General features: G+C 36.3%; 8 protein-coding genes. 4 read left to right on the forward strand and 4 right to left on the reverse strand.

The annotated features are described in order from the left end of the window. From DBR39_RS16645 to ccoN, 4 genes are all read right to left on the reverse strand, one after another. Entirely contained in the window at nt 1-2,328 is a 2,328-nt protein-coding gene (locus DBR39_RS16645; protein WP_124534971.1) for a BamA/TamA family outer membrane protein, read from the reverse strand. Then, nucleotides 2,328-7,358 carry a translocation/assembly module TamB gene (locus DBR39_RS16650; RefSeq protein ID WP_124534973.1) on the reverse strand — a complete coding sequence of 1,677 codons (5,031 nt, stop codon included), beginning with the start codon at nt 7,356-7,358 and terminating at the stop codon, nt 2,328-2,330. Before DBR39_RS16650 ends, DBR39_RS16645 begins: the two co-directional genes overlap by 1 nt. 294 nt (nt 7,359-7,652) lie before the next feature. Beyond that, complete coding sequence (locus tag DBR39_RS16655) at nt 7,653-8,540, reverse strand: cbb3-type cytochrome c oxidase N-terminal domain-containing protein (protein WP_124534975.1); 888 nt, start codon at nt 8,538-8,540, stop codon at nt 7,653-7,655. A gap of 19 nt (nt 8,541-8,559) precedes the next feature. Next, the gene (gene ccoN / locus DBR39_RS16660) at nt 8,560-10,839 is read right to left on the reverse strand and encodes a cytochrome-c oxidase, cbb3-type subunit I (RefSeq protein WP_124534977.1); all 2,280 of its coding nucleotides are present in this window, start codon (nt 10,837-10,839) and stop codon (nt 8,560-8,562) included. 181 nt (nt 10,840-11,020) lie between these two features. Here ccoN and DBR39_RS16665 point away from each other — a divergent pair, with 181 nt between their 5' ends. The 4 genes from DBR39_RS16665 to DBR39_RS16680 all read left to right on the forward strand — a co-directional run bounded on the left by DBR39_RS16665 (nt 11,021) and on the right by DBR39_RS16680 (nt 15,185). After that, on the forward strand, nt 11,021-11,317 hold the full coding sequence (locus tag DBR39_RS16665; protein ID WP_228447855.1) for a helix-turn-helix domain-containing protein: 297 nt from the start codon (nt 11,021-11,023) through the stop codon (nt 11,315-11,317). Between the two features lie 287 nt (nt 11,318-11,604). Next, nucleotides 11,605-12,219, forward strand: coding sequence for a hypothetical protein (locus tag DBR39_RS16670; RefSeq protein ID WP_124534979.1), 615 nt, complete (start codon nt 11,605-11,607; stop codon nt 12,217-12,219). After that, nucleotides 12,220-14,574: a sensor histidine kinase gene (locus DBR39_RS16675; RefSeq protein ID WP_124534981.1), complete on the forward strand. Its 2,355-nt coding sequence runs from the start codon at nt 12,220-12,222 to the stop codon at nt 14,572-14,574. Then, a complete protein-coding gene (locus DBR39_RS16680) occupies nt 14,571-15,185 on the forward strand; it encodes a response regulator transcription factor (protein ID WP_124534983.1) in 615 nt (204 codons plus the stop codon). Before DBR39_RS16675 ends, DBR39_RS16680 begins: the two co-directional genes overlap by 4 nt. Nucleotides 15,186-15,197: the final 12 nt, after the last annotated feature.

Below are 15,197 nucleotides of genomic sequence, written 5' to 3' on the forward strand. Positions count from 1 at the left end.
TTAAAATGGATATCCGATGGCAATATTTAAAACAAGATTATCTTTTCTCCAGCTTGAGTCTCCGAAATTAATTTTATCGAAGGCCCATCTATCTCCTTTCTGATAGTAAGGAACTCTCAGTGGCATGGCAAGATCAAGTCTTAGAATCAGGATAGAAAAATCAAGTCTCAGACCCACTCCGGCACCCACCGCAATTTCGTTTAAAAAATCTTTTGAAAACTTAGCCCCCGGTCTGTCTTTGTCATCGTGAAGCAGCCAGATATTTCCGGCATCTACAAAAACGGCAGCATTTAAAAATTTATAAAGATTGGCGCGGTATTCCGCATTTAATTCCAGTTTGATATCCCCCGATTGATCAAAATAAGCCCCTTCCTCAATAGTTCTCGGGTCAAAACTTCCCGGTCCTAATGTTCTCGCACGGAATGCTCTGATACTGTTGCTACCTCCTGAGAAAAACTGTTTGGAGAAAGGAATAAATTCTGAGTTTCCGTATGGATAGGCAATGCCTCCAATAAATCTCGTTGCCAGTGAAGATTTTTCAGTGAACTTATGATAGAATCTGAAATCATTTTCAATCTTTACATATTGGCTGAAAGGAATTCCAAATATTTTCTTTTCCTTATCTTTTTTCACATCAGCTCCTGTAGCCAGCCCTGTAATATTTCCTGCCAGATCAAGCGTACCTTTGTAATAAACGGTATTGGTTCTCGGCAGCATGCTATTGGTGTACGTGAAAGAATAGGTAGGTCCGAAAATTAACTGCCTATCTACAATTCTTCGCATTGCAGGATTGGTGGCAGATATTCTCATGTATTCATCAGTAACATTTGCTGGAGAGACCAATGTAATATCAATGACCTTCAGTTCATGCTCTTTTCGGGCATTTTCTTTCCACAGATATCCAAACGAACCGGTGAAGTTATTTAGGGTATAATATTTTGTTCTGTTTTGGAATTCATATCCCAAAGTGATATTCGTTCTTGGAACAAATTCACTGGAAGAATGAAAACGGAACGGCGCTACAATTCTTGGAATGGAAAGCTGTACATTGGCTCCCGCACGGAAGATATTATTGGCATCCTGAGAACCTCCCATCTGGAAATCGAAGGCTCCGAAGATGGCTGCTTTGAATTGTTCTGCACCCCTGAAGAAATTTCGGTGTGTCCAGTTCAGATTCAGCTCACTACCTGCATAGTTGGCAGAATTTGTTCTTCCTAAAGCTTCCAGGCGAAGTGATTGGATTTGTCTTGGCGTTAATAAATAATAAGCATCAAATTTATGACTCAGTGAATCCGAAACCACGAACTCATTCTTTACAAATTTGAAAACACCGAGACTGATTAATCTGTTCAGCGTAAGATTGTGATTGGAGCGGTTATAAAGATCTCCTTTTTTGAAATATAAAGCTCTGTCAAAAATCTTCGGTTTGAATTTATGCTGAGGATCAATGACGTAAATATCATCAAAAGCATATTTGGAAAGAGAATCTTTATTCATTGGAATGCTGTATTTCCCTTCTTTCACATCCTGAATATTATAATTAGGGAATACAATAACATTATTAATGCTGAATTGCTGAGTCGCTAAATCAGGCGTGTTATCTTTTAATTTTACGTTAAGCTCTACTTTATGATTTTTGCTTACAGTACTGTCTGCCTGTACAATAATGTTATCAGGATGGAAATAATAAAAACCTCTTTCTTTTAACCGATTATCAATTCTTTCCCTTTCTGCTTTGATGACATCCAGGTCAAATGGATTTCCGTTTTTAAGAAATGTTCTTTTCGTTAAATTCTGAATCTCCTGATTGACAAGAGTAGAATCTTTCTGAAACTTTACCCCGTCAATCAGATATCTGGAACCCGGTCTTACCGTATAAATAACCTGCGCTTTTTTGTTCTTTGAAACCGTATCATAAGAAGCTTTAGCATTGAAATATCCTTTATTTTCAGAATAATTGACAATGATATCTTTATTGAACTCACGGTCTACATCACCTAATAATACAGGCTTTTCACCTATTTTATATTTAAGCCAGTAATTAAACCCCTTATCCTTTTTCGGCTCTTTGGCAATATTATAAAAATACAGCTTGGGACGCATCCCCAAAAATGTGGAATTAGGTTTTGGAGTAAGGTTCGCTTCCAGTGCAGCCTGAAGTTCTTTTTTTTCTTTTTTTGAAATCGTATCGTTTTCAATCTTTACCTTGGCACCTGTGTACAGCATCTGGTCTTTTTTCAAAAACCTTGTATTGCTGCATGAAATTACAGTTGATGCCACTCCGGAAACCAACAGATACTTACAATATATATGGAACTTTTTACTCATTATTTAAATTCTACCACTTGGTTATTTTGATTCTTTTTTGGCTTCTTATCTTTAGATTTCTGGAAGATCTCGCGGAATTTATCATAATCCAATGTAATAATGAATCCAACTCCGGTCTCTATGATCTGCCCCTGAAGAGCCACCTGATATTCATCTTTACGATAAGCACGCAGCATATACCTTCCGTCTTTAGAAAGGCTGTAATCTACAGAAACGTTACCTGCAATATTGGTCATATTTTCGTTCTGGCGGGCCTGACCTTCCAGTCCGAAGTTACTTCCTACCGTTACTTTCAGTCGGTCATTCAACAGTTTTTTACTGATGTCTACATTCAGGTCGGTTCTGGTATTTTTTTGTCCGCTGGAATAGTCTTCCGTAGAATCAAGACCGAAATTAAGGTCTACACCTTTGATCAGACCGGAGGCAAGATTGTTTAGCTGTTGAGAAAGAATCTTACTCACACTCTGTCTTGCCATTGTTTCTGCAGACATTCCGGCTCCGCTTTCAAACGGATTTTCCCCGATGAAACGGTTCAGAAGCAGTAATGCAAAAACCTGTTTATTCATTTCAGATTCCTGAGTTCTCAACTGAGCAAGTTTCTGATCAACAATGTCTTTTACATTTGTTGATACAGAGTTATTTTTTTCATCAGTAGTAATATCAAAGGTAAGCAGAGGCTTTAATAATTCTCCCTTCATTTTCAATAATGCATTGAAAGGAATTCTTTGTTTAAACTGATTCATGAGTGAAGCGTTTCCTTCACCACTTACCTGTTGTTCCACAAGATCAATAGGAGCAGCTTCAGTTTTATAGACCGCCGTAATATCCATGATCGCCATGGTAGGTTCACCTGTCCATGTGATTGTGCTGCCTTTCTGAATATCAAATTTACGTTTAAGCAAGCTCACAGAAAGATCATAACTTCCTTTTTCCACCTCATAAACTCCTACTAATGTCATTTTTCCGGAAGGATCAATTCCACCTGTCAGTTCAGCTTCTCCTTGAAGTTTTACAAAATCACCGTTTACTTTATCAATAATAATAGAGAGTTTGGCTTCTTTGCTGACTTCAATGTTGACACTCACATCCATCCCTTTGATACGGCTTTTGGAGTCGAGAGAATCTGTTTTGATTGTTTTATTTAAAACTACCTGATCCTGATCTATAAATTCTACAATACCGTCTCTTTCCTGTAAAGACGGGGAAGATTGAGGAAGAACAAATGTAAAGTCTGTATTGTCTCCTACATTCAGTTTTCCATCTACTTTAGGAAGATCCAGGTTTCCGCGGATATGTAGCCCGGCATCAATCGCCAGAACACCATACATGATCGCATCATTAGACTTTTCTGAATTGACAACTTTGAAATTCTTAGCATTCACATTCAGATTAAAAGCAAAATCTCTGTATGTCTGTGTCAGAACCTGTCCATCTACAACAAGAGCATTGCCGTCTTTATCTTTGATTTTAAATTTATCAAACTCAATTCCACGGCTGGTAAAATCTATTTCATCACTCAGATTTCTGAAATCACTTCCTGTTTTTGCAATTTCAAGGCCTGCATTATTGAATTTTACTTTTCCTAAAATATTAGGCTGATTAGATGTTCCAGTGATTTTCAGATTTCCTGAGAGATACCCCTCTGTATTGGTAATTGCATTCATAGAGAACCCCTGAATACTCTTCATCTGAAGCTGGTTAATCGCCATATTCAGATCAAAAGTGCTTGAAGAAGTATTGTAATCTCCAAGAATTTTTACATCGTTGTTATTTCCGGAAAGAGCAATATCAGCATTTAAAACATTCGGTGAAGCGTTGTTTACTTTCACGGCAAGATTTCCAACAGGGCTTCCATAGACGATCAAATCAGAAATATTAAGGTCGGAAGTGAACGTCATTTTTTTGGTGATATCTCTAAGCTGTGCCGTTCCGTTAATGGTTCCTCTTGCCAGAACTGTATCTTTTTTAATAAGTTCTGTAATGGTTTCAATTTTAAAATCTTTCAACGAAATGTTCAAAGGACTGCTTGGATTATTGCTTTCAGACTGAACAGCGATTTCACTGTTTCCATTAGATAGAATGAAATTATCCGCCAGAATCCCTTTGTTGCTGATCTGGATTTTGTTGTTTTCCGCAACATTCCAATCTGTGTAATTGAGCTTTAACCCGTTCGGATTTAAAGATATTTCTGTAATGTCATTCAGTGATTTTGCATTTCCTGCAATCAGGAATTGAGTAGCATCTTTCTCGTCTTTTGTAGTGACATTGTATCGGATTGTATTGTCAGCAACATCTCCGTCAATGTTTATTTTATTTAAAGAAAAACTTGAGCTTTTTAAAGCAGCAACATTCAGACTGTACTGCAATGCCTGGTTTTCATTAGTGACCTTTAAGCTTCCTTTTTCAATGGTATTTTCACCATATAACAATCGCGGAATCTGTCCGTCAATTTCAATTTTCTGAGAATCTGCATCATAATTTCCTACCAGATTTATGGTTTCAAAATCTTTCAGATCCGGAACAAATTTTCTGATCAGATCATCATTTTTAATTTTCGCTGTAAAGGTAAAATGCTGTCCCGGATCAATTTTCTGGGTTTTATCCGGCTTCTGAAATTGATAATACTGATTCACAGTTTTCGTTAAAGCACCAAAAATCTGAGTAAGTTTATATTTACCTTTCAGTTCTACATCAGCGATCTGAGAATTGAAAATAATCTGTGTAGAATCCTTTGTGGATGAAGCTTTCAGATTGACTTCCTGTACAGGATACACTTCTTTGGTATCCGAGAAGGCAAAATCTTTAAGGTTTAAATACCCGTTCAGGTTATTTGGATCTAAACTGGTGAAATCACCATCAATTTTTCCGGCAATAATCATCGGTTTTTCATAGAAACCAAGCTTGTTGACATCCAGTTTGATGACTTCTCCATTCACTTTTACCGTAGGATTTTTTTCATCATACACTCCGGAAGCGGTCAGCTGTAAACTTGCATTCGGGTCTTTGGAATCCAAAATCACATGGTAAGCTCCTTTGTTGATCTTTCCGGTAAGATTCATATTTTGATAACGATACCCTTTATAGACTGCGGAAGCAACATGCCCTTTTAAGTCTGCATTGGCATTTTTAAAATCAAAGCTTTCACCTTTTGCTGCAATCTGTGCAGTAATGGGACCAATATCTTTATTCTGAATGATTTTTCCTACCTGTATCCCTTGTAAATTTGCTTTCACATCATACAATTCATGATTTTTTCTACGCATGTCTACCTGTGCGATAATAGCAGCATTCCCTAAAGTAGAGTAGAGGTTAAGATCTGTATTCACCACTTTGGTCGTTCCCTTTGCATTTCCTTTGATACTGAAATGAGAAGGAAGCGAAATATTGGAAGGAATTGTATTTTTCGGGACAAGATTGAAAATGGTTTTGGCACTGGAAGAAAATTCTCCAATTCTCAGATCATAATACAGCTGATCAGGATTCATGGCATTTTTGATTTTCCCGGATGCCATTACCCTCAACTCGTCCAGCCCCGAAACTTTAAGGTCCTTGATTAAAAGGTCATTTACACTTCCTTTTACATTGGCATTGACATTTAAAACAGCGTTCGGGTATTTGTTGAATGGTACTGTATTTTTTAAAGTCGGAACAATATTCAGAATGTCAGAGAATCCTATCTTTGAATCTTTTATATTGGCTGAAATCTTTACAGCACCAAGGTTTGAGGTTAGCTGATCAATAGAATTGTAGTTTAAAATAACCTCATCACGCAATATTGTTTTAGGGGTTTGCAGATAAAGGTCTTTGAGATAAGCTTCCTTTTCTGCATATACAAAATCCGTATTGAATTTCTGAATATCCAGCCCTCTTGCCTCCTGAATTTCTGCAGAATTTACAGTTCCTGCAAAAGTATTATTCTCCATTTTGAAACTTCTCACCTCAACATTCATTTTTGAAAAATTAAGATGGTTGAAATCCATTCCCTGTTTCGTTGGAGCAATAGCAGTATTGTTATAATTGACCTTTACATCGTTCAAAACAAGTTTTCCTAGGAGAAGTTTCATGGCCTTATCCTGATCTGAAGCTTTGGAAACCTCAGGATCTTTTGTCGTTTTCGGATTGGCATTCTGAGCAGGAAGATAAAGATTGGCATTAATATCTGCTCCGGAAAGAAATACATTGGCTACATTGTAAGCATTGTTTTCAAGATCAAGTTTATTGACCTTTGTGCTCAATTCTTTGAATATAACTTTTGCAAATGTCTTGGTATTTTCATCACCGTAATCGATATCGAAAAGAGTAAGCTTAATGCCTCTCAAACCAATGTTAATCGGTGTCTTTTTGTTGAGGGAATCTACTTTTTTCTCAACCTTATTTGCCACTTCCTCTATAAGACCCTGCTTTAGCTTTAATTTTAATCCGTCAAGATTAATATCATTGACCGCATAATTATTTTTGGTAAGGTCAAACGTTTTTACCCTGGTATCAAACGATTTAAAATAGAGCTTAATATCATTCTTTGACTGCTGGTCATTGAAGGTAACACCAATATCTTTTAAATTAATTTTATCCAGAGAAATAATAAATGGCTTAGAAGAGCTTTCTTCTTTATCAGTGGTAGCAAAAGCATCGATAATATAATCAAAATTGAATTTACCATCCTGTTTCCGCACAACGTTGGCGCGGGCTCCTTCCATACTCACCGAAGTAATATCTGCCGTAGAATTGATAAGCTTTAGCATGTGTAGTCCTACATCCAGTTTTTTGACTGCAAGAAGAGTATCTACATCCTGTCCTTTCAGATATAGGTTTTCCATCACAAGACTGTTGGGAAATCCTATGTAGACTCTTTCAAGGCTTACCTTGGTTTTGATTTTTTTCTCAAGATAAACTATGAGCTTGTCCTTAATAAAATTCTGAACGGCTGGAAGTCTTAAGCTTAGTATCAACAGGGTAAGAAGAACCAATATTGAAATAAAGGTTATTACAATACGCCTTAAGAGTTTTGTGGTGTTGATTTTCAATTTCAAATTCGGTGTGGTTTCTAACAAAGATAATAATACTAAATTATTTTAACTTCGTTGTGGTATCCTTTACGAATGCAAAAATCCTGCCTTGGCTGTCTTTTTATGGAATTTCTAGTTTGTAGTTGTCAAGTGAATAGTTGAGTAAGACGGGCCAAGACAAGGATTGTTATTGTAAAAAACGCCCCCTTTTTATCATTTTTTGATGTTGAAAAGGTTAGTTAGCAAAAATGAAAATTCAAAAGTTAGTGTAGTTGTAAAGGGGGCGTGGCATGGTTTATATGATAGATAATAATTTTTTTAGTTGTTTCCGTTCTCCCATTTTACTTCTTCTCCCTGTGGGGCAGCACCCCCTTGAGCAGTTGTAATGGGAGCTGTCTCCTGGTTGATATGATAAATATAAGCGGCAATTTTTTCAGCATCTCTTCCTGTAATAGTTCCTTCCTTGATGAAAGGTCTCATGGTAGGATTATTTGGTGAGCCGTTTTCAAGCATCCAGAAAACATTTTTAAATAGGCTTTTTTCTTTCATATTAATCCAGTGGGTGTCGGTAAGATTGGGACCTATACCCCCTTTTCCACCGTCTCCGTGGCAGGTAACACAATTTGTTTTAAACAGTTCCTGTCCTTCGGCAATATTATCGGCACTATATTTTGCAGATTCCAGATTGATCTGAGGGGCGGTTTTTTCATACTCTTCGATGGAAGCCAACATGGTTTTTGTTTCTTTAGTGTACTCTGCATCCGGATGGGCATAATCTGTGAAAGAAAAGGCAAAAAGATACACTGCACAGAAAATACATCCAAACCAGAATAGACCTATCCACCATTTTGGAAGAGAATTGTCAAGCTCTGTAATTCCGTCAAAACCGTGGTCGATAAGGATGTCCTTTTCTTCCGTCACAGATTGCTTTTTGAAGGCAGAATTCCATAATTTCTGATAATAAGGAATGTTTTTTTCTGCCAGATATTGTTTTCTCTCTTCTTCTGATAATCTGTTGAAGCTTTCATTTTCTACCAGATCTCCAATCGAGTTCATGATCAGCAGAAGGATAGTAGCAATTAATATCAGTGCCCAGAAAAAAGGGGAAGAAAAATATCCTGAATCTCCGGCGAACATTTCAAAGGCCATGATCGTTAAACCTATCGTTGTTGCGATATATATTGAAATTGGGGTTCTCGTTTTCATTGCAATACAATTTTAAATGTTACTCTACGCTTGCTGTTTGTACCTGTGTTGTTTTAATATCCGTACCTAATCTCTGCAGGTAAGCGATCATTGCTACGATTTCTCTCTGTTCAAGGGGTACATAGGCAGATCCTTTTACCGTTTTTTCTTTGACCATCTGATCTTTTATATCAATGGCTTCAGAATAGATTCTTTGTACGATAGCTTTAGATTGGTTATCTGCCCATTGGTTGGCAGAATCGATCTGAGCCTTTGTATAGGGTACATCGAAGACATTTTTCATCAGTTTCATTTTATCTACCATCTCATTTCTGTCCAGCTTATTGGTGATCAGCCATGGGAAACGTGGCATAATAGAACCTGCAGAAGTAATTCTTGGGTTGTACATATGTTTGAAGTGCCATGAATCTGGGTTTCTGCCTCCTTCTCTGTGAAGATCCGGCCCTGTTCTTTTAGATCCCCATAAGAAGGGTCTGTCATATACAAATTCTCCCGCTTTGGAATATTGTCCGTTTTTTCCTTCAAATCTCATTACTTCGTCACGGAAAGGTCTGATCATCTGAGAGTGGCAGGCGTTACATCCTTCACGGATATATAAATCTCTACCTTCAAGCTCCAGTGGTGTATAGGGTTTTACGGATGTAATCGTCGGGACACTTTGCTTAAGTGAGAGCGTCGGAACAATCTCCACGAGTCCACCGATTGCTATTGTGATGAAAGCTAATATAGAGAGAAGAGTAGGTGTTCTTTCCAACCATAAGTGTACCCCTTCGCCTTCTTTTCTTGAAGATCCGATATTGGCTAATGCAGGAGCCTCTGCTGGAACTTCTTTCTGGAATGATCCGGCTTTAACGGTTTTGATAACGTTGATCACCATTAAAATCGCCCCTGAAAGATAAAATACACCTCCTAAGAATCTCATTTTAAAGTAAGGAATGATTGCTGTAACAGTATCTAGCCAGTTTTTCCATAATAAGGTTCCGTCCGGGTTGAACTGTTTCCACATCAATCCCTGTGTGAATCCTGCAATATACATGGGTACAGCATAAAAGATAATTCCTAATGTTCCCAGCCAGAAGTGCCAGTTGGCCAATTTTTTAGACCAAAGGGTTGTTCTCCACATGATCGGAACCAGATAATATACCACTCCGAATGCCATGAAACCATTCCATCCAAGAGCTCCTAAGTGTACGTGGCCAATCACCCAGTCGGTATAGTGACCAATTTTATTTAATGATTTTGTTGCTAATAAAGGTCCTTCGAAGGTGGCCATACCATAACAGGTAATAGCAACTACAAAGAATTTTAGAATAGGATTTTCTCTTACTTTATCCCAGGCTCCTCTTAAGGTAAGAAGACCATTCAGCATTCCTCCCCATGACGGTGCAATAAGCATAATGGAGAATCCCGTTCCTACTGCCTGAGCCCATGCCGGTAATGCTGTATATTGCAGGTGGTGAGGGCCGGCCCAAAGGTATACAAAGATCAGCGACCAGAAGTGAATAATGGATAGTTTGTATGAGAATACCGGTCGCTGTGCTGCTTTTGGCATAAAGTAATACATCAGACCTAATACAGGGGTGGTTAATACAAATGCTACCGCATTGTGCCCGTACCACCATTGTACTAATGCATCTTTTACACCTGCATATACAGAATAAGATTTCCAGCTTGTGAAAGATAAAGGAACTTCAAGGTTATTGAAGATGTGAAGCATTGCTACAGCGATCCAGGTTGCCAGATAGAACCAGATGGCTACATACAAATGTCTTACTCTTCTTTTGGCGATAGTTCCAAACATATTGATTCCGAAAATGATCCATGAGAATGCAATTAAGATGTCAATCGGCCATTCATGTTCAGCATATTCTTTTGAAGTATTGATTCCCATAAGGAAAGTAATTACTACGCTGACGATCATAAACTGCCATGACCAGAAGTGAATCCATGATAATGTATCACTGTACATTCTGGTTTTAAGAAGTCTTTGCATACTGTAGTAAGCACCGCAGAAAAAGGAGTTACACACGAAAGCAAAAATTACAGCACTTGTATGAAGCATTCTGATTCTTCCGAAGCCCATTGCTCCCTGAGTATTGATCAGCCCCTGAATATTACCCGAAGCTAAGCTTTTAATAGTTGTATCATCCGTACCGAATAAAAATTCAGGTAATTCAGGATAAAAAAGCATCAGTGCAGCCGTAAGCCCCAGCAGAAATCCTACAAGTCCGAATGCGATAGTCGCATAGAGGAATGCTCTGACAATATTATTGTCATAATTAAATTTTTGCGTCTCCATAAATTCCAATAGTGTTTACCGAAGTGATATTTTCTCTGAAAAAAGGGTTGTTTTTAAGCCTTTTCTATATTGAAAATAAATATCATGTAACGTGTATAATGTTTTGCCAAAGGTATTTATTACCTTTGTTAGAGGCTAATAGATAATCTTCTAAAATATACCGAAAACTACTAAAACAAAAATGATGAAAGTATGTGGACAAAATATCAGGAAAATACGTAGGGGCAGAGATCTTACGCAGGAATATATGGCTTTTGAAATGGGGATTTCCCAGAAGGCCTATTCCGATATTGAAAATTCCAAGGTGAAGATCAACCTTGAGATACTGACTAAAATATCCAATATTTTAGACATTAAGCCATCTGATATCTGCAGCATTTCGCACAAATGTGGAACAGACGGAAATGAAGATAAATACCAGAGCCTTTTGGAGTACATGAAAAATAATAATATTGCGATTCCGAAAGAGTTTTTGTAGGCTTTAGTTTTACGCTTTACATTCAATATAAGTCATCATAAAATAATGATCTCCTTCAGCTATTGAGGGAGATCATCTTTTTTGCTCAAAAAAGAGTTGTGTTTCTAGTGTGCCTGATGATCATGGCGTTGATGGGGAACAAGTATTGGATTTTCAAATTTATTATAATCAATAAATTATTCATAAATAATTATGTAGAAAAAAATTCACATAATTGTGGATAAACGTTTACAATAAATTTAATTTTCTATAATATATTTGTTATAAATCTAACGCTGTCTCACTGAATGAAGCTTCTTTACTTTATTTCACTCCTACTTTCTTTATGCATCAACGGACAAAGCTATACCATCCAATGGTATAACATGGATAATGGTCTGCCTCAAAACAGTATTAAAGACATCATAAAAGATAAATATGGATTCATCTGGTTATCTATGGAAGGTCGGATTGTACGGTATGATGGAAGTAATTTTGTCCAGTACAGAAATTTTAACTTCAAAAACCTAAGCTTTGGTGATTTCTTTGGGAACATACAAAAAGACAGTATCACTATTTTTAATGCTTCTGAAAAAGATATTCTTCTGATTTCTCAAAGAAAACCACAAGCTATAGCATCCAATTTGGTTTTCAAGCCAGGGGGAACAGGAAATCAGAAGGTATATAAACAACTTGTCAAAAATAATATTACCACAAGATTTGTTTCTTATATAGATTCTTACTATATCCGGCTGAACAAGAACCTTTATTATTTTGAAAATAATGGGATTACACATGTTGATAAAAAAAGTAAAAACAATACAAAAATTGATCTGAAGTTCCCCCGCAATAAATTAAAAAGATTATTTGTGCATGGGGATCATGTTTTTATTGCTGATGCTGAATACAAAAAAATATTTTAGTTGTACCAAGGTAAATATTCTTATATCAATGCACCTTCTGTGTATACAGATCCTGAAACAAAAATTTATTGGCAGCAAATCACCGGACAGGTTTTCTTAATCAGCCATGGTAAAATATACAGAAGCGAATTCTCGGAAGGGAAATTCAAACTCACTTATTTATTAGAGTACAGGGATATTGATAAAGACATTTCCGGAGCTATGTTTTATGATGACACTACTCATCAATTATACATAGGAAGCTCTATTAATGGGCTTAAAATTCTAAGTCTATCCGATTTCTCTGTATCCAGGAAAAGCTTACCTTATCAGGATGAGGTCTGTTATGCAGCGGTTCCTTATGGAGATCATTCTGTTCTTACACAGGAAGGCATTAAATATTCTCGGGGTTCGTCAGAAAAAATATATTCGGCCCCTCAATCTTATGATAAGCGGTATGTTTTGGAGGATAATTCCGGGAATCTGGTGTACCGCGAAAATAATTCTATTCATATAAGGAATAAAAATAGCGGACTTACAAAATATGATTCTATTTCTTTTAAGGGGAAGGAGATTGATGGGTTGTACAAAAGCGGAGGTCTGTACATGGCATCTCTTGTTAGTGGACAACAATCTGATCTTTATATATTTAAACATGATCATTTTAAAGAAATTGAGAAAATCATTCCATGTAAAGATAATATAGATGCTGTTTTAAGATATAATAAAGATCTTCTTTATTTAGGAAGTGGTGGTGGCATATATGTGTTTTCCCTTAGCCGGAATCAAGTGGTAAAGCTTATCGGGAAAGGTCTTCCGGTGAAACAAATCATTAGAACAAAAGATGGAAATGTCTGGTTTACAACTTACAATAGAGGGATTTTTTTAATAAGAGACCAAAAGGCAATTAAAATTCCATCCGATAAAAATGATTTTCTGGCTAATGCTCATTATTTACTGGAAGATCAAAATTCCAATTTGTGGATCTCATCTGATAATGGATTATTTAAAGTGAATAAAAATACCCTTCTGCAATATATCAAAGATCCGAAGGAAGTGCTCACTTATTACCGGTATACTAAAAAGGATGGTTTTTTAAATAATGAATTCAACGGAAGTGCCAATCCTTGTGCTCATGAGTTGAAGAATGGGGAATTTGTGTTTCCGTCTATGGGGGGATTTGTATTTTTTACTCCAGAAAATGTAAAAACCTATTATCCAAAGTCTAAAAGTATCTATCTGGAAAGAGCAAAGGTAAAAGGGAAGATGATACAGTTGACAGATAAACTCTTCCTGGAATGTGGGTATAAAAATGCAGAACTCTATATTGATATTCCTTATTATTCCGACTTGGAAAATATCTACCTGCAGGCAAAATTTTCAGATAGTGAGGATAGCCCATGGGTTAATATTAAAAATGATAAAATATTTAGGCTGGCCAATATGGAACCCGGAAATTACACTCTTTTGGTTCGGTTTTTATCTTCAGAAACTGGAAAATTCTTTTATAAAACAATTCCTGTAGAAGTTGAAGCCTATTTTTATCAGACCCTTCTTTTTAAAATCCTAATTGCCGGTATTGCTATTTTCATCGTTTTAGTAATTGTACAGATGAGGACCAATTTTTTAAGATTGAAAAATAAGGTGCTGGAAAATATACTCGTTCATAAAGATAAAGAGCTGCTGGAAACCAATAATAAACTGAAAAATGAATCCGATTATCAAAAAAAACTGGTGGAAAGTATAAGCCATGATATTACTACCCCTGTTAAATTTATTGCGCTTCTTTCACAGGAACTTAATCAGTCGGTAGATCTGAAGACTCAGAAAAAATATTTTGACAGCATTTACAAAACCTCGGAACAGCTGTATAAATTTACATTAAGTCTCAAAGAATATACAGAACTGTACAAGCAGGGAAATACAACAGACGAAGAATATTCAATTTATGATCTGATTGAAACAAAAAAGCTGTTGTTTGAAGAAATAGCAGCAAGGAAAAATACATTTATATACAATTTTTGTGATCACCAACTGAATACTAAGCTTAATAAAAATATTCTCCTTGCAGTTTTTCATAATATCATCGATAATGCAGTGAAAAATACTTCAGATGGGGAAATTACGATTACATCTGCCTCTATAGGATCACATATAGAAATCAGTATTATGGATACCGGCAGTGGGATGTCTGATGAACAACGAATTTATTATTCCGAACTTTTTAAGAAAAAAGGCAGCGAACATATGATTTTTAAAAATTATGGATTAGGCCTTCATATGGTTGTTCAGCTGATGCTGAAAATCAATTCCGAAATGACTTTTCATAAAAATCCTCTTAAAGGAACCATCATAAAAATCCTTATTAAAATATGACAAAAAAAATACTCATTGCAGATGACCATCATGTGGTAAGAATCGGTACAGCTATGATCCTGGAGAAAAATTTTAATCATTTTGAAGTCGATTTTGCAGAGACCTATGGAGAAGCAAAAAAGAAAATTGAATCTGAAAAATATGACCTCGTTATTCTGGATATTGAACTTCCGGGAAGCATTCTCAAATCTATGGTCAAAGAGATCAAAAATATCTCTGAAGATACTCTTATCTTAATATTTACATCCTACAAAGAAAATATTGCCCTGCAGTATATTGAAGAAGGAGCGAATGGTTTTTTGAATAAGCAGAGTGATCCGGAAAATTTTGTCAAAGCTGTTGAATCTGTCCTTAAAGAGGGGTTCTATTATACTCCGGAGATTATGCATGAAATATTGAAAGGGAATAAAAAGAAAAAAGCAGTAGATGATTTATCAGAGAGAGAATTGCAGGTTTTTAATCTTTTGGCCAAAGGAAATGGAAATCTTGAAATAGCGAATGCCCTTAACATTGAAGAATCTACTGTAGGTACCTACAAAAGAAGGGTATATCAGAAACTGAAGATTACCAATCTGGTTGAATTGCTTGATATTTATAACGAAATACATTAATCCCTCATCCGC

This window comes from Chryseobacterium sp. KBW03 (assembly GCF_003852415.1).
GTDB lineage: Bacteria > Bacteroidota > Bacteroidia > Flavobacteriales > Weeksellaceae > Chryseobacterium > Chryseobacterium viscerum.

Excerpts from the sequence above, each read along its gene's own strand:
- DBR39_RS16670 (WP_124534979.1), top strand. The coding sequence starts at position 11,605 with ATGAAGCTTCTTTACTTTATTTCACTCCTACTTTCTTTATGCATCAAC.
- ccoN (WP_124534977.1), bottom strand. The coding sequence starts at position 10,839 with ATGGAGACGCAAAAATTTAATTATGACAATAATATTGTCAGAGCATTC.
- DBR39_RS16680 (WP_124534983.1), top strand. The coding sequence starts at position 14,571 with ATGACAAAAAAAATACTCATTGCAGATGACCATCATGTGGTAAGAATC.
- DBR39_RS16645 (WP_124534971.1), bottom strand. The coding sequence starts at position 2,328 with ATGAGTAAAAAGTTCCATATATATTGTAAGTATCTGTTGGTTTCCGGA.
- DBR39_RS16655 (WP_124534975.1), bottom strand. The coding sequence starts at position 8,540 with ATGAAAACGAGAACCCCAATTTCAATATATATCGCAACAACGATAGGT.
- DBR39_RS16665 (WP_228447855.1), top strand. The coding sequence starts at position 11,021 with ATGATGAAAGTATGTGGACAAAATATCAGGAAAATACGTAGGGGCAGA.